Raw genomic sequence first — 24,823 nt, 5'->3', positions numbered from 1 at the left:
CCCCGTGTCCGTTCTCCCCGGATCCACCTCTCCCACGGAAGTAGACGAACAATGCGGTTCCGACGCACGACGGCCCTCCTGGTCGCCGCGAGCCTGACAGCGGGAGGGGCTGCGCTCGGCGCGGCACCCGCACAGGCCGCGGTGCCCAGCCCGGTCCTCTCCTACGACTTCTCCTCGTCCGCCGCTGTCGGCTCCGCCGTGGGCGCGGGCACGACCCTGACCGACTCCGCTGCCGGCCGCTCCGCCACCGTGCGCGGGACCGGAGCGACGACCGTCGCCGGTCCGCGCGGCGGCACCGACCGCGCACTGCGCCTCCCCGGCGGTGCCGCGGGCAGCTCCGCCGCCTACGCCGAGATCGCGCCCGGACTGACCACGGCGGCCACCACCGATGTGACCATGTCGGCCTGGCTGCGCTGGGAGGGGAACCAGAGCTGCAGCTGGGCGTACGCGCTCGGGCAGTCGACCGAGCGGTACCTCTTCACCACGCCCCAGTGCGGAGGCAACCTGATCGGCGCCGTGAAGAACGGCTCGGAGCAGCGTGCGGCCGACTCCGGTCCCGCCGCCACCGGTCGCTGGAGCCACGTCGCCGTGGTCCTGCGCAGCGGCGTCAGCGTCTCGACCTACGTCGACGGCCGGCTCGCCCAGACCACCCCGACCTCCGCGACCGGAGCGGCGACTGTCGGCACCTCCGCCTTCTCCGGCCTCCTCGGCAAGTCGTTCTACGGCCCCGACCCCCTCTTCGCCGGGGCGATGGACGACGTGCACGTCTACTCCTCCGCCCTGACCCAGGACCAGGTGCGCGAGGACGCGGCTCCGGCCGCCGCCGCGATCGCCGCATCGGACGCCGCCGCGGCGACCATCGCCGTCACCGGACCCGTCACCAGCGACCTCCCCCTGCCGACCCGCGGCGCGGGCGGCTCCGTCCTCACCTGGGCGAGCAGCGACCCCGCGGTGATCGGCACCGACGGCTCCGTGCGCCGCCCGGCACCCGGATCGGCGAACGCCACCGTGACCCTGACCCCGACCGCGACCTTCGCCGGATCCGCCGCCACCGGCACCGCGCGCAGTGTCACCGTCGCCGCGGACACCGAGGCCGACGCCACGGCGCGCCTGCGCACCGCCCTCGTCGTCCCGCCGACCGTCGCCTCCGGAACCGCTCTGCCCACGGTCGCCGGCTACACCGTGTCGTGGAGTGCGGACGGCGCCGGCCTGTCCGGCGGCCGCCTCGTGAACGACACGGCGACCGACCGGGCGCTCGCGCTCACCGCCTCCGTGAAGGTCGGCACCACCACGCTGACGAAGACCTTCCGCACCACCGTCCTCAGCGCTTCCACGGCGAAGACCGTGGTGTCGTACACCCGGACGCCGACCGGCGACGACAAGGCGAACCAGGACACGGTCGCCCGCAGTCTCCACCTGGCGCTGGGCTCGTCCGTCGCCGACGCGGCACCGCTCTCGGGCAACTCGGGAGTCCTCTTCGCCGACGGCGTCTTCTCCGGGACCGACAAGGCCGACGCCCGCGGCCTCGCGAACCCCGCGCTGTTCACCTTCGCCGACGGCACCGTCGGCGTGATCGCCACCCGCGTCCTGCAGTCGGGCGCGTCCGACGGCACCGGGACCTCGAGCGCTCTGGTCTTCAAGGCCACGGACGCCACCGCGTCCGACTTCACCGAGCTCGGCCTCATCGACCTCGGCACCACCGGCGGCGTCGTCGGGCCGAAGGCGGTCTACGACACCGACCAGAACCGCTACCTCGTCTCCTGGACGGACTCCTCCGGGGCTGCGAAGTACACGACCGTCACGGATCTCGCCCGCACCGAGCTCCGTGCGCAGGCGTTCTGGCCGAAGGACGGCGGCCGTCGCAGCGTCGTCGTGACCGACGGGAACCGCGGAGCGGTCCTCGGAGGAAGCCCCGCCACCGTCGCCGCTCCCGACCTCTCCGGAGTCCCGGGCCGCGTCGCGGACGCTCTGCCGGGCGGCGCGCTGACCGTCTCCGGCTCCGTCGCCGACTCGCTCGCGAAGAGGTTCGGCCGCACGGTCAACACCGGATCCTCGGTCGCACCGCAGACGATCGATCAGGGCGACACCTCCGCCCTGTCCGGAGTGAAGGCGCAGCTCTCGTACAACGACGGCTCGACCGGCAGCCTCGGCATCGACTGGAACCAGCAGCAGCTCGCCGACCTCGCCGCGAAGGGCCCGGGAACGTACGACCTCTCCGGGACCGTCCGCCAGCGGCAGTACAACGAGCCGTTCGCCTACAACCGCGCGGATCCGACGATCCACCGCTACGAGCGCAACGGGAAGACGCAGTACCTCTTCACCGCCACGGACGACACGAACAACAACAACGTCGCCTCGCAGCACCTGCCGATCCGGGTCGCCGACAGCATCGACCAGCTCAGCGACGACAACGGTGGACGCGCCCGTGAGGTGGACCTCCTCAACCGCACCACGCGGATGGACCGCACCGCCGAGGGCAAGGTGATCGCGGGCTGCTACTGGGCCCCCGAGATCCACGAGATCGGCGGCAAGCTCTCGATCCTGTTCGCCCCGTGCTTCAACCCGGACAACGACCAGTCGAACCAGGGCGGTCAGTGGTTCACGGTGCAGGCGCACATCATGCAGCTGCGCGACGGCGGAGACCCCGCGAACCCCTCCGACTGGAGCGCGCCGCGCGCCGTCCTGAAGAGCGACGGGAGCGCCCTCGCACGCCCCGGCACGGGCCGCAACATCAGCCTCGACATGAGCTACTTCGAGTCCGGTGGGACCGCGTACTACGCCTGGTCCCAGCGCTACGTCGACAACGGAGCGAGCGACCCGGCGACCTGGATCGCCAAGGTCGATCCCGCGAACCCCACCCGCGTCATCGGCGAGCCGACCCCGATCATCGTGCCCTCGCTGACGTTCGAGGACCGCCTGGCCGAGGGAGCGTTCGCGATCCAGCGGAACGGGAGGATCACGCTCGTCTACTCCAGCAGCGCCGTCAGCCCGAAGTACATCGTGGGCGGCGCCTGGGCGGAGGAGGGCAGCGACCTGACCGACATCGCGAGCTGGACGAAGTACGACGCCCCGCTCCTGCAGAGCGTCCCCATGCCCGACGGCGTCGTCGACTACCGCACCTACGAGCAAGGTCCCGGTCACGGAGCCGTGACCCAGGACGAGGACGGCAACGACCTGTACGTCTACCACACCTGGGGCAACGGAGTCGGGGGTGACGGCCGCGACACCCGTCTCGCCCGCATCCACTACGCCGCCGACGGCCGGCCGGTCTTCGATCTGACGCCGACGGAGGAGGTCGCACCCGCGTACCGGACTGTGACCGCGAAGGTCACCGTCACGTCGCCGCTGACCGTGACAGCCACGGCGTCGACCCGCTGCGTCAGCGGGAAGGTCGTCCTGACCACTGCGGTCAAGAACGACAGCCGCTCGATCATGGACATCACGACGGTCACCGCCTTCGGCTCGAAGACCGTGACCGGAGTCGCGCCGGGAGCGTCCGCCTCGAGCGCCGTCACCACCCGCGCGGTCTCGATCCCCGCGGGGTCGGTGGCCGCGACCGGGAGGGCCGTCGTCGACGGGAAGACCATCAGCACCCAGACGAGCGTCGACTACTCGGCACGCAGCTGCCGTTGAGAAGGCGGGGGAGCGGGCGCCACGATCGCCCGCTCCTCCGCTGTCCCGCCCCGACCGGCACTGCGCCCGACCTGCAGCGCCGCCACCTCTGGAGGACGACCGACGAGATGCACCACAGAGTGAGAACCAGGACCGTCCCGACCACCGGGCTCGTGCTGACGAAGGTCGTGCAGTCGCACCCCCTCGCCGAGGAGAAGGACGACGGAGCGGCCGGGAGCACAGCTGCCGTCGGAGGACACGACCTCCTGCTGATCAACGGCAACGCCCTCCCTCTCTCCTGAGTCCCCCTGAGCGGTACGGGTGGGTCCACGGCCCTGATCGCCCGACGATCCCGCCGAGCCGACCTCACCACCGGCTGCAGACCGGGATGGTGATCGGGCCGGATTCTGCTGTCCGGGCCGATCGCTGATGCGTGGAGCTCTCATGAGGCGACTCCCGGACGCGCGCCGGCGGTGACCGGCCCAGCCCCTTCCTCCCGTTGCAGCAGGAGACCGCCGTTCCCCAGGAGACACCCGTGATGCGCCTCGATCGATTCCTCGTGTCCCTCGCACGCCCTGCGCGGTGCACGAACCGCTGCGGAGCCTGCGGGCTCGACTGCAGCACCGACGTCTTCATCCTGATCGCGCTCGCGACCGGCGAGAACCGCGACGAGTCCCGCCTCCGACAGGTTCTCGACCACCGCTCCGGCGACCGTGTCGATGTCGTCGAGGTGCGCAAGCGCCTCCTCCGGCTCTCACGCCACGGTCTGGTGCTCCTCGAGAGAGGCCGAAGGACCCCGCTGCAGCGCATCGAGCGCTTCTCGATCACGCGCGACGGCCGGGCCTTCCTGGCCTCCCACGCCAGAGCACTGGACCTCCTCGCCGAGGAGATCCACGTCGCGCTGCTGTCCCGCTGACGAGCCGAGCGCCTGCGCGGGCGCGTCGAGTCTGTTCGGCGTCGATCCGGGGGTCCGACGCGCCGGGTCGCAGGCAGGTCCCGGCCTCGCGGTCCCCTCGCTCGTGACCGCGTCACACCCGCTCAGGATCACGAGGCCGACCGCAGCCGGAGGCACTGCCGACGCGAATCCCGACGAGCTGTGCGAGCTCGCCGCCGGCGCGCGCTCAGGCACGGCTCGCCCGTGACGACGCCCCCGCGGAGCACCAGTCACCGCTCAGGGCTCCGGCGACTCCACGCCGGCCGTTGCCGCCCCTTCACCCTGCGTCGTGCGCGAGGTGGCGCGATCCTGATTCATGCCGCCGACGGCGCCGTCATGATCGGGGCCGTCCTCTCTCTCGCGTTCCACTTCCAGATCGTTCTCGGAACGGGACCGCTGGGGCCGGGCTCGCGAACCTCGCCCTGACCGTCGCGGTCACGGCGTTCTCCCCCGTCGCCATCGGATTCCTCCTCATCCGAGGGAGGAAGGAGGACCTCGACCGCGCCTGGGACGAGGCGGAGGACGCTCTCGTCCAGTGAGACGATGCCGAAGGGGCGGGCCGGTTCGTGCAGAAGCGACAGATCGGCTCGCCCATTCGAGTCCGATTCACGACACCCCGTACCTCGTCGAGCGACGACCTCCCCCCCGATGAGGAGTGACTCGTGGATCGCAACGGTGCGGTCGTGCGACGCTGCCGCTTCATCCGGTGGGTCTCCTCCCGCGATGCCGGCGGCACCGCCGAGAGATCATCGAGGGTCGCGACCCGGTCGTTCGGCACATCACCGCAGATCGGAACGACGACGCCCGGCCGCCCTCGTGTGAGGGACGGCCGGGCGTCGTCGTTCGCGGAAGCGGGTCAGGTCATCCGCAGCGGAGCGCCGGGTAGGCGGCGCTCACGGGAGCGGAGGCACTGCCGACGGTGGCGACTCCCTGGACGGTCCCGGCGGTGACCGAGGCGGCCCGCGTGGTCACGGCCAGCGAGGCGGTCCGGCCCGCGTCGATCTGCTGCGTCTTCGCGCCCCACAGGGTGCTCCAGCGGAGGTCGGCGGTCGCCGCGGCCCTGTTGACGGTGGTCAGGGTGACCACCACCTTGCCCGCGACGCAGCGAGCCGCGGCGGTGGCGGTGACGGGCACAGCCGGCGCCTTCACGGTGATCGTCGCCGTGACGGTGCGGTTGGCCGAGGCCACCTCCTGCTCCTTCGAGAGGGAGAGGTCGAGTCGGCCGCTCGCGCGGATGTTGACGCCCTTGAACCAGGTGTTGCGGTCCGAGTCGAACAGGCCGCCCGCGTTCTGCGGGTCGGTCGCCGTGTGCGGGTCCGGGTAGGGGCGGGCGTGATAGGCGAGGAGCAGGTTGCCCGACTCGTCCTCGACGAACGAGTTGTGCCCGGTGCCGGCCTGCTGGCGCGAGAAGTACTGCGTCTCGTCGGCGCCGAGGCGGCCCAGGTAGGTGTCCTCGGTGTCCAGCACGGGGAACGCGGTCTGCGTCCACGTCGCGGGGTTGAGGAGGTCGGCGCTCGCGTCGGCCGTGAGCAGGCCGAGCGAGTAGTACTTGTCGACCGTTCCACCCGAGTAGGTGAGGTACAGGCGTCCCCCCTTCGACACGATGAACGGCGCCTCGACGATGCCCTGGTCGCTTCCCTCGGTGGTGTCGGACGGCGTCGGCGAGCGCTTGCCCGACTCCCACGGCTGGCTCTCGCCGTAGATGCGGCTGACCGCACCGGAGATCAGCGGGACGGTGCCCTTGGGCCCCATGGTCGCCTTGGCGAGCGAGAGCGTGCCGCCGTTGGGCAGGACCCAGTAGCCCTGGGCGGCGCCGTTCTCCTGGCGCTCGATGTAGCTGACGTCGAAGGCCGCGCCCTCGAGGACGACCGGCTCGCCCCACTTCGTCTGGTCGAGGAATCCGCCCGCGGCGATCGAGGCGTCGGTCCCGGTGTAGGGGATCAGGACGGTGTTGTCGCACCAGCCGCCCACGGGCGCGTAGCCCTTGTTCATGCCGGCGACGATCCACCAGGTGCCGTTGATCTTGTGGAACTCCTGCGCCCAGATGTATCCGCCCCAGCCGTAGAAGGTGTTCGGGTACTGGCTCTGTCGGCCGGGCGTGCCGGCGTCGGGGTCGATCACGATCTGCTCGGGAGCGGAGTCGAGACCGGCGATGGTCTTCGAGCGCTTGAGGCCGATCTTGCGGTAGCTGGAGCTCTCCTCGATCGGGCCGAGCGAGTCCTGGCCGTAGTGCGAGCCCGTGAGGTAGTAGTAGCCGTCGTCCTCGTTGAAGAAGACGTGCGGATCCGCGCGGGCCTCGTTGACCATCGCCTCGGGGTCCTGCTGGACGGAGCCGGTGACCCGGTAGGTGCCGGGACGCGAGGTGTCGACGGCAGTGGTCAGGTCGTCCTGCCAGTCGACGTTGAGCGACTTGGTCGAGCCGTCGTTGTACTCCATCACGGCCTGCCCCGGGAGCGCGGCGGCGATCGCCGCGGATCCGGCGCCGGAGTCGACGGAGCCGCTGAGCGCCTTCACGCCGGTGTTCTTCAGGTCGACGTACTCGCGGTAGAACGTGCCGAACTCGGTCGAGGTCAGCGCGGTCTCGCCGGCCTGGCCCTGGGTGAACCAGGCGGGGAGACCCGAGCCCTGGACACCGGGGACGCGGGCGTCGGCGCGGGTGGTCGCTCCGGGAGCGGTGCCGGAGGCCAGGTCCGTGAACAGCGTCACGCGGCCCTCGGTGGTGAGCAGGTCGGTCCAGAACAGCTTGTAGACGCCGAGGGCGGAGTCGAAGACGATCCGCGGGTCGGTCACGACCGAGCCCGGCGCGACCCGGAGGACGCGCTGGTCGCGGAAGGTGCGGCCGTCGGTGGAGCTCCAGAGGTAGACCGAGTCCGTCGCGTTGTTCTGCGACGAGACCGCGCCGAGGGAGCCGTCCTTCGAGCGGAACAGCAGCGGCGAGCCCATCTGGGCGTTCGGGCGCTGCGCCTGATCGCCGTCCTTGAGGACGGAGAGGATCGACTGCGAGCGGTTCAGCGGCTCCCAGGCGGTCGCGCCGGCGGGCAGTGCGGCCGTGAAGAGCGAGTCCGCGCGACGGTCGTCGTTGTAGGCCAGCGGGTCGTCCTTCACTCCGTTCGTCGTGGTGACGGTCTTGACGGAGGTGGCGATGCGTCCGCCGGGCACGGCGAGGGTGCTGTCCCACGCGTAGGTCTGCCCGGCGACGGCTGCCTGGAGGCGGACGGCGACGGGAGCGGTGAGGCCCGCGAGGTCCACGGCGCCGGTGGAGGAGACGCGCGCGGCGCCGGCGCCGGAGGCGGTCCAGGTCACGGTGCTCCCGAGCACCTGCGCGGGCAGGTCGCCGAGCACGGTCGTGGGGACGTCGAGTGCGGCGCGCAGGTCGGTCGCCACGGTGCTGCTCGTCGCGCCCAGCTCGGCCCCGGTCAGGGCGCGGTCGTAGACGCGCAGATTGTCGAGGAGTCCGGTGAAGTACTCCCCGCCGCCCCAGTTGGCCTTGCCGACCTGAAGGACTCCGCCGGTCGATCCGAGGACCGTCGCGAGCGAGGGACCGGCCGTCGTGACGGCCACGGGCTTCGCGTCGACGTAGAGACGGGCGGTGCCGGCGCTCAGGACGAGATCGACGTGCTTCCACTCCGTGCTGCTCGGGCCGGTGAGGTTGCCCGACGCGTCGCGGGCGCCGCTGTTGGCGTACCGCTCGACGGTGATGCCGGTCGTCCTGTCGAGGACGCCGACATACTTCTCCTGGGCGTAGTCCTGGGTCGCGGCCGAGCGAGCGGCGAAGACCGACCAGCCGACGTTGTTCGCGGCGGCGGGCTTGGAGTCGTACGACAGGGTGACGGAGTCGCGCCCCTTCAGCAGCGGCTGCCCGTCGGTCGCGGTGAGATCGAGCCAGAACGAGGACGACAGCGACACGGCGCTGCCCTGCCCGGTGCGCCCGGCGACGAGGGTCGGCGTCCCCTTCACGGCGGCGCGGGTCGACCGGTCGGTGAAGGCGCCTCCGCTCGGGGCGGTGTCGAAGGTGAAGTCCGCGAGCAGGCTCTGCGCGGGGGTGGTCGCCGCTGTCGCGGCGACGGCGACCGGCACGGCGGAGCCGGCGGCGAGGGCGATCGTCGCGGAGGCGGCGAGGGTGGCGGCGAGCAGGCGCGAGCGCCTGCCTCCGCCCGGGGGTCGTGACGTCATCGTCGACGTGTCCTCTCGGGTTCTGCAGCGAACCGGTGGGCGGACGGGGGATCCCGCCTGCGGTGTGGTCTCCGCACGGTACCGGCGATTGTTCACGGTAACAAGAGAGCACGACCATCAGTTGCGAAACTCCCACACCCGTCGGGCAACTCGGGCGAGCAGAACACCGCACCGGGCGGGCCGGCCGCCTCTGAGCCCGCCCCGCCCGGGTCAGTGCCCGCGCGCGATCCACTCCTCGCGGTGCGGCGCCTCAGCTCCGATCGTCGTCGAGTCGCCGTGGCCGGTCCGGACGACCGTCGCGGCGGGCAGCGTCAGCAGGCGCTCCGTGATCGAGTCGATGATCGTCGGGAAGTCGCTGTAGGAGCGGCCGGTGGCCCCCGGCCCGCCCTGGAAGAGCGTGTCGCCGGTGAACACCGTGCCGAGCGCCTCGGCGACGAAGCAGACGGCGCCGGGGGTGTGGCCCGGGGTGTGCCGCACCTCGAGCTCGACGCCGGCGACGGGCACGATCCGTCCGTCGACCAGGGCGCCGCTCGGGGCCGTGCCGGGGTGCACGGCGTCCCAGAGCATCCGGTCGGCCTCGTGGAGCAGCACCGGGGCGCCGGTCGCAGCGCGGACTACCTCGACCGCGTCGAGGTGGTCGTCGTGCCCGTGGGTCAGCAGCACGGCGAGGAGCCGGCGCTCGCCGACGGCCGCGAGGATCGCGTCCGCGTCATGGGCCGCGTCGATGACGACGCACTCGGAGTCGTCGCCGACGATCCAGACGTTGTTGTCGACGTCCCAGGTGCCGCCGTCGAGGCTGAAGGTGCCGCTCGTGACGAGCTGCTCGATCCGCGCGCCCATCAGAGCACCACCACTGAGCGGAGCACGTCGCCGCCGGCCATCGTGGCGAAGGCCTCCTCGATGTCCTCGATCCCGATCCGCTCGCTCACGAACTCGTCCAGGGGCAGGCGGCCCTGGAGGTAGAGGCCGGTCAGCATCGGGAAGTCCCTCTCCGGCAGGCAGTCGCCGTACCAGCTCGACTTCAGCGAGCCGCCGCGGCCGAAGACGTCGAGCAGGGGGATCTCGAGCGTCATCCCGGGAGTCGGCACCCCGACCAGCACCACGGTCCCGGCGAGGTCGCGGGCGTAGAACGCCTGGCGCCAGGTCTCGGGGCGGCCCACGGCGTCGATGACGACGTCCGCTCCGAAGCCGTTCGTCAGGGCCTGCACGGCGGCGACGACGCCCGCCTCGTCGAGGCCGCTGGAGTCGATGACGTGCGTGGCGCCGAGCTTCTCGGCCGCGACCAGCTTCTTGGGGTCCCGGTCGATCGCGATGACCGTGCCGGCGCCCGCGAGAGCGGCGCCGACCACGGCGGCCGTGCCGACTCCTCCGCAGCCGATGACCGCGACGGAGTCGCCGCGCGTCACGTTCCCGGTGTTCATCGCCGCGCCGAGGCCGGCCATGATCCCGCAGCCGAGCAGGCCCACCGCGGCGGGGTCCGCCTCCGGATCGACCTTCGTGCACTGCTTCGCGTGCACGAGGGTCTTCTCGGCGAAGGCGCCGATCCCGAGGGCGGGGCTGAGCTCGGTGCCGTCCTCCAGGGTCATCCGCTGCGTCGCGTTGAAGGTGTCGAAGCAGTACCAGGGCTCGGCCCGGGTGCAGGCCCGGCACTCGCCGCAGACCGCGCGCCAGTTGAGGACCACGAAATCGCCGACCGCGACGTGGGTGACTCCCTCTCCGATCGCGCTGACCCGTCCGGCCGCCTCGTGACCGAGGAGGAAGGGGAAGTCGTCGCTGATCCCGCCCTCGCGGTAGTGGAAGTCGGTGTGGCAGACACCGCAGGTCTCGATGTCGACCACGGCCTCGCCCGGGCCCGGGTCGGGGACGACGATGTCGACGAGCTCCACGGGAGCGCCCTTCGACCGGGCGATGACGCCGCGCACAGTGGTGGGCATGGGGGCTCCTTCGACGGGGGCGTGCAGGTCCGCTCCACAGTAACGACCGCGGGATGCGGGTGCGCCGGGTGGACGCGGGCGCTCCCGCCCTCTCCGGTGCCGGGCCGCCCGCCTCGCGGACCGCGACCCTGACAGTCGGTAGGGTGCGGGCCATGCGCACTCTGTACCCCGAGATCGAGCCCCACGACTCCGGCATGCTCGACGTCGGCGACGGCCACTCGCTCTACTGGGAGGTCTCGGGCAACCCCGAGGGCAAGCCCGTCGTGTTCCTCCACGGCGGCCCCGGAGCCGGCACCTCGCCCGCCCACCGCCGGCTGTTCGACCCCGAGAAGTACCGCATCGTGCTGTTCGACCAGCGGATGTGCGGCCGCTCCACCCCGCACGCCGGCGAGCCGGAGGCCGACCTCTCGACCAACACCACCTGGTACCTCGTCGCCGACATCGAGCGCCTCCGCGAGCACCTCGGCGTCGAGCGCTGGCTCGTGCTCGGCGGCTCCTGGGGCTCGACCCTCGCCCTCGCCTACGCCGAGACCCACCCCGAGCGGGTCAGCGAGATCGTCCTCCGCGGGATCTTCACCCTCCGCCGCGCCGAGCTCGAGTGGTTCTACGAGGGAGGCGCCGCCGCGGTCTACCCGGACCTCTGGGAGGGCTACACCTCCGTCGTCCCGGCCGGCGAGCGGGGCAGCCTCATCGAGGCGTACTACCGCCTGCTCCACGACGCGGACCCCGCCGTGCACGGCCCCGCCGGTGTCGCCTGGACCACCTGGGAGGCGTCGACCATCACCCTCCTGCAGAAGCCGGAGCTGATCGCGGACTGGTCCGATCCCGTCTTCGCGCTCGCCTTCGCCCGCATCGAGAACCACTTCTTCGTGCACAGGGGCTGGTTGGAGGAGGGGCAGCTGATACGCGACGCCGGCGTCCTCCGCGACATCCCGGCCGTCATCGTGCAGGGCCGCTACGACATGTGCACCCCGGCCTTCACGGCCTGGGACCTGCACCGGGCCTGGCCCGAGGCCGACTTCCGGATGATCGCCGACGCGGGCCACGCCTTCGACGAGCCGGGGATCCTCGACGCGCTGATCGAGGCGACGGACCGCTTCGCGTCCTGACGGGCGGGGCGGTCCGCGCCTCGCGGCCGGGATGCCCGGGCGCCCGTGCCTGAGCGTCCCGCGCCCGGTGCCGTCGTGTCCCGGGAGCGGGTCTACCCTGATCAGATGCGCGCGGACGACGCCTCCGGGATGGAGGACTGGCCCACCGGCCGGCTGCTCTCCACCGCCTCCCGGATGGTCGAGCACGCCTGGCACGGCGCCCTCGCCGAGATCGGCCTCACCCACGCCGGCCTGATCGTGCTGCACCTCCTGCAGGCGGGTCCCGTCGCGCAGAAGGAGCTGGCCGCTGCGGCCCACGTCGAGGTGCAGACCATGTCGCGCACCATCGAGCGCCTCGAGCGCGAGGGCCACGTCTCGCGCACCACGGATCCGTCGGACCGCCGCCGGCAGCTCGTCGCGCTCACCGACGCGGGCGGCGAAGCCTGGCGCCGGGCGCACCGCCTCGAGGTCGACATGTTCCCGGGCTCGCTCGAGCACGGCCCCCTGCGCGAGGCGCTGCTCGAGATCATCCGCTCGGCCAGCGAGTCGCGCTGGGGCTGACCGCAAGCCCGAGCGGAGCCTGTCCGCGGAGCGCTAGCTTCGTCGGCATGACCTTCAACGACGACTCCCAGCTCAGCGGCGGCAAGGTCCGCCGCCGCGGCCGCACCACCGGCATCGCCGTCGGCGGGGGCGCGGTGGGCGTGGTCGTGCTCGCGCTGCTCTCGCAGCTGCTCGGCGTGAACCTCTCGGGCCTCGGCGAGGTGTTCGGCGGAGGCGGGTCCTCGCCGGAGGGCGTCACCTCCACCGCGGTGGCCTGCGACAGCGGCGCCGACGCGAACACGCAGGTCGACTGCCGCCTCGAGGGTGCGGCCGAGTCGCTCGACCGCTACTGGGGCGAGCAGACGCCGACCCTCGGAGTCGCCTACACGACCCCGACCGGCGTCGACCTGTTCGAGGACAGCACCACCACCGGCTGCGGGAGCGCGACCGCCGCGGTCGGCCCGTTCTACTGCCCGCCGGACCGGACGATCTACCTCGACACCGACTTCTTCGACGAGCTGCGCACCCGGTTCGACACCTCGGGCGGATCGCTCGCGCAGATGTACATCCTCGCCCACGAGTGGGGCCACCACATCCAGAACCTGACCGGCGCGATGGAGTCGGCGGACCGCTCCGGCACGGGTCCCGAGTCGGACTCGGTGCGCCTCGAGCTGCAGGCCGACTGCTTCGCCGGAGCCTGGGTGGGCGACGCCTCGACGGTGCCCGACGAGACCGGCACGCCCTACCTCAAGCCGGTGACGGCGCAGGAGTACCAGGACGCGCTCGGCGCCGCGGCCGCCGTCGGCGACGACCGCATCCAGGAGCAGGCCACCGGCACCGTCGATCCGGAGGGGTGGACGCACGGCTCTGCCGAGCAGCGCCAGCGCTGGTTCCAGGCCGGCTTCGAGGGCGACGCCATCGACTGCGACACCTTCGCGGCCGCGCAGCTCTGACCGGGCGCCGCTGAGCGCTCCTCGCCGCTCGATGAGGACCCGCGCGGGTCAGGACACGGAGTCGGCCGGCTCCTCCATGTACCACTCGGTGAACGAGCGCGCCCGCCCGTCGGGGGCGAAGCGGATGACCCAGAGGTTCAGGTAGGTGCGGTCGCCCGGGTAGACGGTGCGCGCCTCCACCACGGCGGTCTCCTCCGTCAGCGCGACCAGGCCCCACGCGAACGTCGGGTCGGCCGGCTCCTCCTCCGCAAGCCACCACTCGACGATCGCGTCGCGCGGAGTGATCGCGTCGCGGTGCGGCGCCGTGAAGTACTCGGCGTCCTCGGTGAACAGTGCGGCCACGTCGGCCGCGTCGTCCGTGGCCCAGGACTTCTCGTAGCCGGCGATCCAGCTCTCGATGTCGATCATCCGCCCATCCTCGTCCTGCCCGACGCGCGCGGGAAGGAGGAGGAGGGAACAAAGCGGCGGCCCGTGCTGTTGAGGCCCGAGCCGGTCGAAAGCAGAGCCGAGCGATACGATCCCGCCGACGACGGCCCGCCCGCCGCCGCGGTCCGGGTGCGCGTCCGCCGCCGACACGAAGGACAGCCGTGCCCGACTCCGACAGACGCTCCCTGACCCGCTCGCCGGACCCGCGCCTCATCACCGCCGTCCTCGCCTTCGCGGGGATGAGCGCCTCCTTCATGCAGACGCTGGTCGTCCCGATCCAGTCCGAGCTGCCGACGCTGCTCGGTGCCGACCGCACCGAGACCGCGTGGGTGATCACCGCGACGCTGCTGAGCGCCTGCATCCTCACCCCGGTCTCCGGCCGCCTCGGCGACCTCTACGGCAAGCGGCGGATGGCCGTGGCCGCGCTGGTCGTGCTCGTGATCGGCTCGATCGTGTGCGCCTTCGCGGGGGACGTGTGGACGCTGGTCGTGGGCCGGGCCCTCCAGGGCGCGGTGATGGGCGTCATCCCGCTCGGCATCTCGATCCTCCGCGACACCCTCCACCGCGACCGGCTCCCCGGCGCGATCGCCCTGGTCAGCGCGACCCTCGGCATCGGCGGCGCGCTCGGCCTGCCGCTCAGCGCCCTCATCGCGCAGAACACCGACTGGCACGTCCTGTTCTGGATGTCCGCGGGCCTCGGCGTCCTCGACATCGTCCTCGTCCTCCTGGTCGTGCCGGTGTCGACGCTGCGCTCGCCCGGCACCTTCGACGTGGTCGGCACGATCGGCCTCGCCCTCGGACTGAGCGGCGTGCTGATCGCCGTCTCGCGCGGCAACGACTCCGGCTGGACGAGCCCCGCGATCCTCGGCTCCGGCCTCGGCGGCATCGCCGTCCTGCTCCTCTGGGGCTGGTACGAGCTGCGGCAGGAGAGCCCGCTCGTCGACCTCCGGGTGGCAGCCCGCCCCGCCGTGCTCTTCACCAACCTCGCCTCGGTCGCGGTCGGCTTCGCGTTCTTCGGCGCCCAGATCACCCTGCCGCAGCGCCTCGAGCTGCCCGCCGCGTCGGGCGTCGGCTTCGGCCTGAGCCTGATCGTGGCGAGCCTCGTGCTCGCCCCCTCGGGCCTGGCGATGATGGCGACGTCCCCGCTCGCCGCCCGCCTCTCGGCGCAGTCCGGGCCGCGGCTCGTGCTGATCGCCGGCTCCGGGCTGATCGCGGTCTCGTACCTGCTGATCCTCCCGTTCGGCGGCGAGGTGTGGCAGATCCTGGTGATCAACGCCCTCATCGGGGTCGGCCTGGGCCTCGCCTACGCCGCGATGCCGACGCTCATCATGCACGCCGTCCCCGCCTCGGAGACCGCCGCCGCGAACGGGCTGAACTCGCTGATGCGCACCCTCGGCACGACGCTCTCCTCCGCCGTGACCGCGGGCGTGCTCGCGCAGCTGACCGTGTCGGTCGGCGACGTGCAGCTGCCGAGTTCGCAGGGCTTCGAGACCACGTTCGTGATCGGCGCGATCGGAGCGCTGATCGCCGTCGCCCTCGGCCTGCTCATCCCGCGGGCGCCCCGCCCGGAGGCGCGACCCGCTCTGCCCTGACCGGCCCGCGCGTCGTCGGCCGCGAGTGCTCCTCGCCGAGGAGACCTGGTCGCGGCCGGCGACGCGCGGCCCGCTACTCGTCCTCGAGCAGCATCCGCTCGATCTGCAGCTCGCGCAGCCGCGTCGAGGCCTGCAGGTTCTCGCGCGCGGCGAGCACCAGGCGGCACAGCAGCACCAGCAGCACGATCGCGAGCACCGCGACCGCCGTCACGACGACTCCGTACAGCGCGGTCAGGACTCCCCAGGTCTGGATCATCCCTCGACGCTACGGAGCCGCACCCGCCCTCGCATCCCCCGCCCGACGGAGGGCGCGGGGCGAGGCGAGCGGCCCGTGCAGGGGCAGCGGACGCGCAGAGCCCGGCCCGCGACGGCTCAGCCCGCGAACGCCCCGCGGTACGCCCGCGCCGGGTGCGTCGCCGGCAGCTCGTCCGTCCCGAACAGCTTGCGGCGCAGCGTCCCCTCGGCGTACTCGGTCTGCGCGAGGCCCCGCTCCTGGAGCACCGGCATCACCCGGTCGACGAACTCCTCGTAGCTGCCGGGCAGGATCCAGTTGACGACGTTGATCCCGTCGATCCCCGCGTCGCGCCAGCCCGCCAGGTGGTCGGCGATCTGCTCGGGAGTGCCGACGACCCGTCCGCGCAGCTTCGCCGAGAGCCGGGCCAGATCGCGGACGGTCGGCTCGCGGTCGGGGGAGGCGTCGCGGATCCACTGCAGGTGGCTCTGGCCGGCGTAGGTCTCGATCGCCGAGAGCGGCAGGTCGGGGTCGAGCTTCTCGCCCGTCGCGGGGTCGAAGCCGAGGTTCGAGTGCACGAGGAACGCGTCGGAGGAGAGGTACTCGTCGATCTCGCGCTCAGCGCGGCGCGCCTCCTCCTCCGTGTCGCCGGTGATGAAGGAGAGCCCGAGGTAGAAGGAGGGGGTGCCCGCTCCGCGACCGGCCGCCGCGGCGAGGGCCCGCGTGTCCTCGATCAGCTCGCGGGTCTTCTCCGGCGACCCCGAGAACACGAACTGCGCCTCCGCGTTCCGCGCGGCGAAGCGCCGGCCCGCGGGGGAGGAGCCGGCCTGGAAGAGCACGGGCGTGCGCTGCGGCGACGGAGCCGAGAGGTGCGGCCCCTGCACGCGGTAGCGCTTCCCGACGTGGTCGATGCGGTGGATGCGCGACGGGTCGGCGAAGGAGCCGCTCTTGTCGCGCAGGAGCGCACCGTCGTCCCACGAGCCCTCCCACAGCTTGTAGACCACGTCGAGGTACTCCTGCGCCCAGGCGTAGCGCTCGTCGTGCTCCTCGAGCCGGTCGTAGCCGAAGTTGCGGGCCGCGCCGTCGAGGGCGCTGGTGACGATGTTCCAGGCGATCCGCCCTTTCGAGAGGTGGTCGAGGGTCGAGACCTTCCGGGCGAAGTCGAACGGATGCGACTGCAGCACCGAGCTCGTGAACGCGAAGCCGAGGTGCTCGGTGCTCACCGCCAGGGCCGAGAGCAGCACGGACGGGTCGTTGCTGGGCAGCTGCAGCCCCTCGCGGGCGTTGACGTCCCAGTCGCCGTCCGCCGGACCGTAGAGCCCCGCCACGTCGGCGAAGAACATCGCGTCGAAGCGGCCGCGCTCCAGCGTCCGGGCGAGGTCGATCCAGAGCTGCACGTCGTCGAACTCGTGCTGCCGGGCGTCGGGGTGGCGCCAGAGGCCGTGCTGGATGTGGGAGGCGGTGTTCATGACGAACGCGCAGAAGCGCAGCGGGCGGGGCTCGGTGATCACGCTCCCAGGCTAGGCCGGGCGCCTCCCACCGGTCTCGAACGACTCCGCGCGTAGGGTGTCCGACTGTGGAATCCCGCATCCCCGAACCCGCGCACGCCGTCCCTCCGCTGACGGATGCCGTCGCCGAAGCGCTCGACGCCACCACCGTCGCCGAGATCCGCGCCCTGCGCGACGACTTCGCGCGCTTCATGCTCCAGTACAAGTTCGGGATGGACGAGATCGTCACGAAGGTGTCGATCCTGCAGGAGGAGTTCCGCGAGCTGCAGGAGTACAACCCGATCGAGCACGTCACCAGCCGGCTCAAGTCGGCCGACAGCCTGATCGAGAAGATCGAGCGCAAGGGCTGCGAGACGACCTTCGAGGGCATCGCCGACGCGATCACCGACATCGCCGGCGTGCGGATCACCTGCAGCTTCGTCTCGGACGTCTACCGCGTCTTCGACCTGCTCACCTCGCAGTCCGACGTGACGGTGCTCGAGGTGAAGGACTACATCGCCGAGCCGAAGGAGAACGGCTACAAGAGCCTGCACGCGATCGTCGAGGTGCCCGTGTTCCTCTCCGGCGGATCGGTCGACGTCTGCGTCGAGGTGCAGTTCCGGACCATCGCGATGGACTTCTGGGCGAGCCTGGAGCACAAGATCTACTACAAGTACGACCGCCAGGTCCCGCAGGAGCTCCTCGACGGCCTCGCCGACGCGGCCCGCACCGCCGCCACCCTCGACGCCGACATGGAGCGCCTCCACCGCCAGGTCCGCGGCCCGCTGCCCGGGGCGCGCACCTACGACGTCTGACGCGCAGCCCCACGCCCCCGATCGGGCCGCCCCGACTCCTGCCGATCGAGCGCCCCGCGCAGCGGGCCTCTCGAGATCCCCCTACGGAGTCAGCAGCGGCAGCAGCGCCAGCAGCAGCACCGCGGAGCCGTTCAGCGTCGCGTGCGAGACGATCGCCGCACCGAGCCGCCCGGTGATCGTCGCGATCCAGCCGTGCGCGAGTCCCGCGGTGACCGTCGTCACGCCGAGCGTCACGATCGTCGCCGGGTTCACCATCTGGTGCCCGTGCAGCAGGGCGAAGACCGCCGTGGACGCCAGGATGCTGAACACCATCGCCCAGACGCGGCGGCCGCGGGTGGGCGTCGCCGACTCCGCGGAGCCCCGGAGCATCCGGTTCCGCACCGCGCGCATCACGACGCCGCGGCAGAGGACCTCCTCGACCAGCGGCGCGACGACGACGGGGATGAGGACCGAGCTCAGCACGAACCACAGCGGGTCGGGGTCGATGTCGAGGTTCCCCTGCGCGTCCTGGAGGAGCGGAGCGAACGCGGCGAGCACGAACAGGATCACGACGCGCACCGCGATGCCGAGCCCGATCCCGAGGGGCACGTCGATCCAGCGGAACCGCAGGCCGAAGTCGGCCGCCATCGTGCCCAGCCCGCGCAGCCGAGACGCCGCGAACGGGACGATCAGCGCGACGAGGTAGCTCGCGAGCGCCCCCGCGAAGGCGAGTCCGGCGGAGTAGGGGAGCACGCCGAACCCGAACAGCAGGATGAGCACGGCCAGCGGCAGGACGATCCCGACGATCGTGAGCACGGCGGTCGGCAGGCCCCAGCGGACCCGAGGATCGGGCAGGTAGAGGAGGGAGGAGTAGGGCGCGTGGACCGAGGGGAGGGGCTCGGCCGGCCACGACGTCGTCGCAGCGGAGTCGGGCGCGAGCGTCGCGGGATCGGGCGGCGGGAAGGCGTCGGGTTGCATGGCCGGGCCAGCCTACGCAGACCGCCTGGACGGGATCCGGGCCGCAGTCACTGCTCGGCGCGGTCCGGATCGGCAGGACGGGCGCACGTCGCGGATCGCGGCGGCGGGAACCTCCGGGTACGAAGAAACCCCCGCCATGTAGAAGCTAGGCGAGGGTTCCAGTGGCTCCGACGGGCGTCGATCCCGTGACCTCACGATTTTCAGTCGTGCGCTCTACCAACTGAGCTACAGAGCCGTTGCGACGTGATGTCGCTGGAGAGGTGATCTCCTGAAAAAGGCCCTTCCTCTCGGAAGGGCCTCTTTGCGACCCTGACGGGACTTGAACCCGCGACCTCCGCCGTGACAGGGCGGCACGCTAACCAACTGCGCTACAGGGCCTCGTTGCGAAGACAAGCATACTGCCTTCGAGGCTGTTCTATTTTCACGCCCCGACCCTCTCGAGCCGGCGCACTTTCCGGTGGTGCTGGTACTTCTGGTGGTGCTGGTAGTGCCGACCCATCCGTGACCCCAACGGGATTCGAACCCGTGCTGCCGCCGTGAAAGGGCGGTGTCCTAGGCCACTAAACGATGGGGCCGGAGACTCGCGGGGCGACCCTGCGGCCGACCCCCCATGACTACCGACACGCAAGCATAGGGGGCCGCGGCGCAGGATGCAAAATCGACGGTTCCGCAGGCGCCGTGCACCCCGTCCGGGGTTGACCCGGGTCTAGGAGATCGGGCAGGGCCGCGGTTAGGGTGGGGCGGAATCGCTCTTCCCCCCACCCGCGCGCCGGAGCCGCACCGCCGCGGAGGGAGGGCCCCCTATCCCCGAGGTCCCATGCCCCACTCCCTGCGCCGTCCGCGTCCCGCCCGCCTCCCCGGCGCGCCGCGACTCGGGCGACTCCGAGGTGCTGCCCTGGCCTCCGCCGTCGTCGCGCTCGTCGCCGGCCTGCTCGTCGCCACTCCCGCCCAGGCGGTCGAGTACCCGTCGTGGGCCGACGTCGAGGCGGCGAAGGGCGACACCGCCGCCGCCGCCGCTCAGGTCGACCGGATCACGTCCCTGATCGGCGACCTCCAGAGCGAGGTCGCCTCCGCCCAGCAGCTCGCGCAGCAGCGCGGCGACGAGCACTTCGCCGCTCAGCAGGCGTTCGACGAGGCCTCGGACCAGTCGAAGAAGCTCGAGGACCGGGCCGCCGCCAGCGCCGAGGAGGCCGACAAGGCCTCGCAGCAGGCGGGCCTGCTCGCCGCGCAGCTCTACCGCAGCACCGGCACCGACCTGTCCGTCAACATCTTCCTCGACCAGAAGGCCGGCCAGGCCGACCAGCTGCTGTCGAAGATCGGGAGCATGACCAAGCTGGTCGAGCGCTCCTCCGCGATCTACGAGCAGGCCAGCACCGCCCGGAACACCGCGTCGTCCCTCGCCGACCAGGCCGAGGTCGCGCAGACGGAGCGCGAGCGCCTCCGCGTCGCCGCCGAGCAGAAGCTGGCCGAGGCGACCGCCGCTCAGGAGGCGTCCGAGGCCGCGCTCGCCGAGCAGCAGGAGCAGAGCGTCGTGCTCGAGCAGCAGCTCGCCGCGCTCCGCGACACCGAGTCGAAGACCGTGGCCGAGTACGAGGCCGGCGTCGCCGCCCGCGAGGCCGAGCGCCTCCGGAAGCTCGCCGAGGAGGAGGCCGCCCGTCAGGCCGCCGCCCAGGCCGAGGCCGCGCGCCGCGAGGCCGCTCGGGCCGCAGCCGCATCCAGCGGCGGCAGCGGTGGCGGTGGCGGGTACGTCGCCCCCTCGGGCGGCGGCGGCTCCAGCGCCGTCAGCGACTCCGGCTGGGTCCGCCCTGCCGGAGGCCGCATCACCGGCACCTTCGGCCCGCGCGACAGCATCTCGACCGGCGGAGGGTCCTCCGGCTCGTACCACCGCGGCACCGACCTCGCGGGCGGCTGCGGCATCCCGATCTTCGCGGCGCACAGCGGCACCGTCTCCTACGCGGGCCCCAACGGCACCTACGGCAACTGGGTTCTGATCGACCACGGCAGCGGCATCAGCACCGGCTACGCCCACATCATGTCCGGCGGGATCTTCGTCCGCGTCGGCCAGCAGGTCCAGGCGGGCGAGCAGATCGCCGCCGTCGGCTCGACCGGCGCCTCCACCGGCTGCCACCTGCACTTCGAGACCCGCGTCAACGGCTCCGCCGTCGACGCCCAACCTTTCATGGCCCAACGAGGAGTCACCCTTGGCTGACGCACAGACGACCGCACGCACCTTCACCCCGGCACCCCGGGAGCGCGCCTGGAAGGGCCGCCTCCCGCTCGTCATCTCCGCCGCCTTCGCGGTCACGGCGGTCACCGCGTCCCTCGGCATCACCCCGGCCCTCGCCGACGACGCGAAGTACCCCTCGTGGGACGACGTGCAGAACGCCAAGAAGGACGAGGCGAGCAAGCAGGCCGAGATCGACTCGATCACCGGCCTCATCGCGAGCCTGCAGACCGCGGTCGACGAGAAGTCGATCACCGCGATGAAGAAGGCCGAGGCCTGGCGCCAGGCCAAGGAGGCGCTCGACGCCGCTGCGAAGGCCGTCGCCGACCTCGAGGAGAAGGCGACCACCGCCTCCGCCAAGGCCCAGACCTCGAAGATGCGCGCCGGCCTGCTGGCCGCGCACCTCTCTCGCGCCGCCGGCGGCGACCTCTCCGCCAGCCTCGTGGCCAAGGGCAAGGACGCGGGCGACCTGCTCTACCAGCTCGGCGCGATGTCGCAGCTCTCGGAGCAGTCGCAGAAGGTCTACGCCGACGCCCTCGCCGACAAGCAGAACGCGGAGTCGCTCGGCGACCAGGCAGACCGCGCCGTCACCGAGCACCAGGCGCTCTCGGACGAGGCCGACGCCGCGCGCAAGGACGCCGACGCCGCCGCCGAGTCGGCCCGCGCGTCGCTCTCGGCGCAGGAGGAGAAGTCGCAGGAGCTGGTCGCCCAGCTCGCGCTGCTGAAGGACTCCTCGGTCGAGGCCGAGACCCAGTACCTCGCGGGCGAGCAGAAGCGCCAGGCCGACGAGGCCGCCGCCCAGGCGCAGGCCGAGGCGGAGGCCGCCGCTCAGGCGCAGTCCACCGCCCGCTCCCCCCAGCAGCAGTCCTCGGCGCAGGCCGACACCGCCGCCCCGTCGCGTCAGACCGCGTCCCTCCCGCAGCCCGCCGCTCCGCAGCCCGCGCAGCAGCAGCCGGCTCCGGCTCCGGCTCCGGCCCAGCCCGCTGCTCAGCCGATCGCCCAGCCGGCGGCTCAGCCGCTCCCGCAGCCGGTCACCGCTCCGGTCCTGGTGCCGACCAGCGGCGCCGTCGAGAACGCGATCTCGTACGCGATGGCTCAGCTCGGCGAGGAGTACGTCCTCGGCGGCATGGGCCCGGACCAGTGGGACTGCTCGGGCCTCACCAAGGCCTCGTACGCGTCCTCGGGCATCTACATCGGCACCCACTCGGCGACGAACCAGTACAACACCATGGCCGGCGCCGGCAAGCTCGTCCCCTACAGCCAGCGCCAGCGCGGCGACCTGATCTTCTGGGGTGGCGGCGGGGACTACTACCACGTGGCCATCTACCTCGGGAACAACCAGATCATCGAGGCAGCCGACTACGGCAAGCCCGTGCGCATCTGGAACACCTGGGGCACGCCCGCCGGCATGGTCGGCCGCCCGGCCGCCTGAGCCGCGGCCGCACCGCGAAACGAGAGAACCCCCTCCTGTCGAGACGACGGGAGGGGGTTCCTTCGTTGATGCGAGGGGTCAGTGACCCTCTTCGGCCAGCTTCTTGATGCCGTCCTGGACGATCTGCTCCGCCTCGGCGGCGTCGCCCCACGCGTCGACCTTGACCCACTTGCCGGGCTCGAGGTCCTTGTAGCGCTCGAAGAAGTGCTTGATCTCGTTCTTCGTCTGCTCCGGGACGTCGCCGATGTCCTGGATGTGCTGCCAGCGCGGGTCCTTCGCGGGGACCACGATCACCTTCGCGTCGGAGCCGGCCTCGTCGCTCATGTTGAGCACGCCGACCGGGCGGACGGAGACGCCCACGCCCGGGAAGACGGGGTACTCGAGCAGCACCAGCGCGTCGACGGGGTCGCCGTCGAGGCCGAGGGTGTTCTCGAAGTACCCGTAGTCCGTCGGGTAGACGAAGGAGGTGAAGAGCACGCGGTCGAGGTAGACGCGACCGGTCTCGTGGTCGACCTCGTACTTGTTGCGGCTCCCCTTGGGGATCTCGACGACGACGTCGTATGCGGCCATGCTCTCTCCTTGAGTCGGTGGCGCCGTGAGCGGCGCATCGGCGGACGGATCGGCCTCCGGAACGCTCGCGCGGGTGCGCGCGCGGGAGGGGCGGATCGCTGGCATTACGTTACTTGATGTGCCCGATCGCCCCCGCCTGACCCCCGCCGTCGCCGATCTGCGGCGGGCGGTGCGCGAGAGCCTCGACGGGCTCGACCCCGGAGCGCTCGTGCTGGTCGCGCTGAGCGGGGGAGCGGACTCGCTCGCGCTCGCGGCGGCGGTCGCCTTCGAGGCCCCGCGGGGCGGGAGGCGGGCCGGCGCGGTGATCGTCGACCACGGGCTGCAGGAGGCGTCGGCGGAGGTCGCGCGGCGGGCCGCGGAGCAGGCGCACGGGCTGGGGCTCGCGCCGGTGCTGCGCGAGGTGGTGACGGTGTCCGCCGAGGGCGGTCCGGAGGCGGCCGCCCGCAGCGCGCGCTACCGCGCCTTCGACGACGCGCTGACCGCGACGGGCGCCGCCGCGGTCCTCCTGGGCCACACCCTCGACGACCAGGCCGAGACGGTGCTGCTGGGGCTCGCCCGCGGAGCCGGTGCGGCCTCGCTGCACGGGATGGCGCCGGTCAGCGGGCCGCTGAGGCGGCCGCTCCTGGGCCTGCGGCGCGAGACGACCCGCCTCGCCTGCTCCGACCAGGGGCTCGTGCCGTGGGACGACCCGCACAACGACGACCCCCGCTACTCGCGGGTCCGGGTGCGGAACCGCGTGCTGCCGGTGCTGGAGGACGAGCTGGGGCCGGGAGTGGCGCAGGCTCTGGCGCGCACGGCCGAGCAGCTGCGGGAGGACGGGGACGCGCTCGACGCGCTCGCTCTCGACTGGGCGCTCGAGCTGGTGGGCCAGGACGAGGCGGGGCACGTCACGGTCGACGCGCGCGGGCTCGCCGCGGACCCGCCGGCGCTGCGGCAGCGGATCATCCGCCTGGTCGTGGCGAACGAGTTCGGAGTCGCGCTCTCGCGCTCGCAGACGCTGGCGGTCGCCGCGCTGGTCACCGACTGGCACGGCCAGAAGGGCGTCGACCTCCCCGGCGTCCTCGCCACCCGCCGCGGCACCACCCTCGTCTTCGCACCCGCGGCCCCCTGACCCGTTCCCGCGACCCCCGGTCCCCGCGCGACGCCCGACCCCTCCCCGCGAGATGCCGCTCCGGCACGCGACTCGCCGGCGGAGGTGTATAGGAGCGGAGTCTCGCGGAGGGGAGACGGGGGCCGGGCACCCGTAGAGTGGCCGGGTGGAAGCAGCCGACATCGCCGACGACATCACCGAGGTCCTCTACACCGAGGCCGAGATCCACGAGCGGATCCGCGACCTGGCCCGCGCCATCGAGCGCGACTACGCGGGCGAGAACCTGCTCATCGTCGGGGTGCTGCGCGGCGCCGTGATGGTGATGGCCGATCTGGCCCGCGAGCTCAAGCTCGACATCGTCATGGACTGGATGGCCGTCTCGTCCTACGGGAGCGGCACCAAGTCCTCCGGCGTCGTGCGGATCCTGAAGGACCTCGACTCCGACATCACGAACCGCAAGGTGCTGATCGTCGAGGACATCATCGACTCCGGCCTCACGCTCTCGTGGCTGCAGGGCAACCTCCGCAGCCGCGGCGCCGAGTCCGTCGAGATCTGCGCGCTCTTCCGCAAGCCCGCGGCCGCCAAGGTCGAGGTCGACGTGGCCTACGTCGGCTTCGACATCCCGAACGAGTTCGTGATCGGCTACGGGCTCGACTACGCCGAGCGCTACCGCAACCTCCGCGATGTCGCCGTCCTCGCCCCGCACGTCTACGAGTAGCCCCGCGGACACCGCGCAGGAGAGCCTCGAGCGGCTCTTCGCGGTG

20 protein-coding genes and 3 tRNA genes are annotated in these 24,823 nt (G+C 72.2%); 12 read left to right on the top strand and 11 right to left on the bottom strand.

The genetic code is table 11. The annotated features are described in order from the left end of the window. The first annotated feature begins 51 nt into the window (after positions 1–51). From C5B92_RS09640 to C5B92_RS09635, 3 genes are all read left to right on the top strand, one after another. Complete coding sequence (locus tag C5B92_RS09640; protein ID WP_104350344.1) at positions 52–3,633, top strand: LamG-like jellyroll fold domain-containing protein; 3,582 nt, start codon at positions 52–54, stop codon at positions 3,631–3,633. A gap of 119 nt (positions 3,634–3,752) precedes the next feature. Further along, positions 3,753–3,914, top strand: coding sequence for a hypothetical protein (locus C5B92_RS17290; RefSeq protein WP_181028785.1), 162 nt, complete (start codon positions 3,753–3,755; stop codon positions 3,912–3,914). A 233-nt stretch (positions 3,915–4,147) separates the two neighbouring features. Beyond that, a complete protein-coding gene (locus tag C5B92_RS09635) occupies positions 4,148–4,528 on the top strand; it encodes a hypothetical protein (protein WP_104340708.1) in 381 nt (126 codons plus the stop codon). Positions 4,529–5,407: 879 nt separating this feature from the next. On the opposite strand, the gene C5B92_RS09630 is transcribed toward C5B92_RS09635, so the two are convergent. The 3 genes from C5B92_RS09630 to C5B92_RS09620 all read right to left on the bottom strand — a co-directional run bounded on the left by C5B92_RS09630 (position 5,408) and on the right by C5B92_RS09620 (position 10,653). Further along, the gene (locus tag C5B92_RS09630; protein WP_104350343.1) at positions 5,408–8,719 is read right to left on the bottom strand and encodes a family 43 glycosylhydrolase; all 3,312 of its coding nucleotides are present in this window, start codon (positions 8,717–8,719) and stop codon (positions 5,408–5,410) included. A gap of 210 nt (positions 8,720–8,929) precedes the next feature. Continuing rightward, positions 8,930–9,559, bottom strand: a complete 630-nt coding sequence (locus C5B92_RS09625) for an MBL fold metallo-hydrolase (RefSeq protein ID WP_104350342.1) — start codon at positions 9,557–9,559, stop codon at positions 8,930–8,932. Continuing rightward, positions 9,559–10,653 (bottom strand): S-(hydroxymethyl)mycothiol dehydrogenase, encoded by a 1,095-nt coding sequence (locus tag C5B92_RS09620; protein WP_104350341.1) that lies wholly within the window; start codon positions 10,651–10,653, stop codon positions 9,559–9,561. Before C5B92_RS09620 ends, C5B92_RS09625 begins: the two co-directional genes overlap by 1 nt. A gap of 152 nt (positions 10,654–10,805) precedes the next feature. On the opposite strand from C5B92_RS09620, the gene pip reads away from it, so the two are divergent. The 3 genes from pip to C5B92_RS09605 all read left to right on the top strand — a co-directional run bounded on the left by pip (position 10,806) and on the right by C5B92_RS09605 (position 13,234). After that, positions 10,806–11,762, top strand: a complete 957-nt coding sequence (gene pip, locus C5B92_RS09615) for a prolyl aminopeptidase (protein ID WP_104226020.1) — start codon at positions 10,806–10,808, stop codon at positions 11,760–11,762. Between the two features lie 105 nt (positions 11,763–11,867). Next, a complete protein-coding gene (locus tag C5B92_RS09610) occupies positions 11,868–12,302 on the top strand; it encodes a MarR family winged helix-turn-helix transcriptional regulator (protein WP_104224399.1) in 435 nt (144 codons plus the stop codon). 47 nt (positions 12,303–12,349) lie between these two features. After that, positions 12,350–13,234, top strand: a complete 885-nt coding sequence (locus tag C5B92_RS09605) for a neutral zinc metallopeptidase (protein WP_104247848.1) — start codon at positions 12,350–12,352, stop codon at positions 13,232–13,234. Positions 13,235–13,282: 48 nt separating this feature from the next. Here the strand turns inward: C5B92_RS09605 and C5B92_RS09600 are convergent, their stop codons facing one another. Continuing rightward, on the bottom strand, positions 13,283–13,642 hold the full coding sequence (locus tag C5B92_RS09600) for a hypothetical protein (RefSeq protein ID WP_104350340.1): 360 nt from the start codon (positions 13,640–13,642) through the stop codon (positions 13,283–13,285). A gap of 179 nt (positions 13,643–13,821) precedes the next feature. Between C5B92_RS09600 and C5B92_RS09595 the strand changes: the two genes are divergently transcribed. Beyond that, a complete protein-coding gene (locus C5B92_RS09595) occupies positions 13,822–15,252 on the top strand; it encodes an MFS transporter (RefSeq protein WP_258061326.1) in 1,431 nt (476 codons plus the stop codon). 73 nt (positions 15,253–15,325) lie between these two features. Here the strand turns inward: C5B92_RS09595 and C5B92_RS09590 are convergent, their stop codons facing one another. Beyond that, positions 15,326–15,508: a hypothetical protein gene (locus tag C5B92_RS09590; protein ID WP_104224402.1), complete on the bottom strand. Its 183-nt coding sequence runs from the start codon at positions 15,506–15,508 to the stop codon at positions 15,326–15,328. Between the two features lie 116 nt (positions 15,509–15,624). Next, on the bottom strand, positions 15,625–16,953 hold the full coding sequence (locus C5B92_RS09585; protein WP_374952927.1) for an NtaA/DmoA family FMN-dependent monooxygenase: 1,329 nt from the start codon (positions 16,951–16,953) through the stop codon (positions 15,625–15,627). 230 nt (positions 16,954–17,183) lie between these two features. On the opposite strand from C5B92_RS09585, the gene C5B92_RS09580 reads away from it, so the two are divergent. Next, positions 17,184–17,786 carry a GTP pyrophosphokinase family protein gene (locus tag C5B92_RS09580; RefSeq protein WP_104234325.1) on the top strand — a complete coding sequence of 201 codons (603 nt, stop codon included), beginning with the start codon at positions 17,184–17,186 and terminating at the stop codon, positions 17,784–17,786. An 81-nt stretch (positions 17,787–17,867) separates the two neighbouring features. Here C5B92_RS09580 and C5B92_RS09575 read toward each other — a convergent pair whose 3' ends face one another. From C5B92_RS09575 to C5B92_RS09560, 4 genes are all read right to left on the bottom strand, one after another. Further along, on the bottom strand, positions 17,868–18,743 hold the full coding sequence (locus C5B92_RS09575) for a CPBP family intramembrane glutamic endopeptidase (RefSeq protein ID WP_104350339.1): 876 nt from the start codon (positions 18,741–18,743) through the stop codon (positions 17,868–17,870). A gap of 162 nt (positions 18,744–18,905) precedes the next feature. Then, positions 18,906–18,978 (bottom strand) — tRNA-Phe (locus C5B92_RS09570). Positions 18,979–19,047: 69 nt separating this feature from the next. Continuing rightward, positions 19,048–19,121: transfer RNA gene (locus C5B92_RS09565), tRNA-Asp, on the bottom strand. A gap of 124 nt (positions 19,122–19,245) precedes the next feature. Next, positions 19,246–19,318: transfer RNA gene (locus tag C5B92_RS09560), tRNA-Glu, on the bottom strand. A gap of 242 nt (positions 19,319–19,560) precedes the next feature. Here C5B92_RS09560 and C5B92_RS09555 point away from each other — a divergent pair. Further along, complete coding sequence (locus C5B92_RS09555; protein ID WP_104255528.1) at positions 19,561–20,952, top strand: peptidoglycan DD-metalloendopeptidase family protein; 1,392 nt, start codon at positions 19,561–19,563, stop codon at positions 20,950–20,952. Beyond that, on the top strand, positions 20,945–22,399 hold the full coding sequence (locus tag C5B92_RS09550; protein ID WP_104350338.1) for an NlpC/P60 family protein: 1,455 nt from the start codon (positions 20,945–20,947) through the stop codon (positions 22,397–22,399). Before C5B92_RS09555 ends, C5B92_RS09550 begins: the two co-directional genes overlap by 8 nt. Before the next feature lie 78 nt (positions 22,400–22,477). Here the strand turns inward: C5B92_RS09550 and ppa are convergent, their stop codons facing one another. Further along, positions 22,478–22,969, bottom strand: coding sequence for an inorganic diphosphatase (gene ppa, locus C5B92_RS09545; RefSeq protein WP_068255683.1), 492 nt, complete (start codon positions 22,967–22,969; stop codon positions 22,478–22,480). Between the two features lie 118 nt (positions 22,970–23,087). On the opposite strand from ppa, the gene tilS reads away from it, so the two are divergent. Then, a complete protein-coding gene (gene tilS / locus C5B92_RS09540; RefSeq protein ID WP_104350337.1) occupies positions 23,088–24,080 on the top strand; it encodes a tRNA lysidine(34) synthetase TilS in 993 nt (330 codons plus the stop codon). A gap of 145 nt (positions 24,081–24,225) precedes the next feature. Beyond that, positions 24,226–24,777, top strand: a complete 552-nt coding sequence (hpt, locus tag C5B92_RS09535; protein WP_104224109.1) for a hypoxanthine phosphoribosyltransferase — start codon at positions 24,226–24,228, stop codon at positions 24,775–24,777. Positions 24,778–24,823 lie beyond the last annotated feature (46 nt).

The sequence above is a fragment of the Rathayibacter sp. AY1A4 genome (assembly GCF_002930955.1).
Taxonomy (GTDB): Bacteria; Actinomycetota; Actinomycetes; order Actinomycetales; family Microbacteriaceae; genus Rathayibacter.
This window is presented reverse-complemented; position numbering and strand designations above follow the sequence as displayed.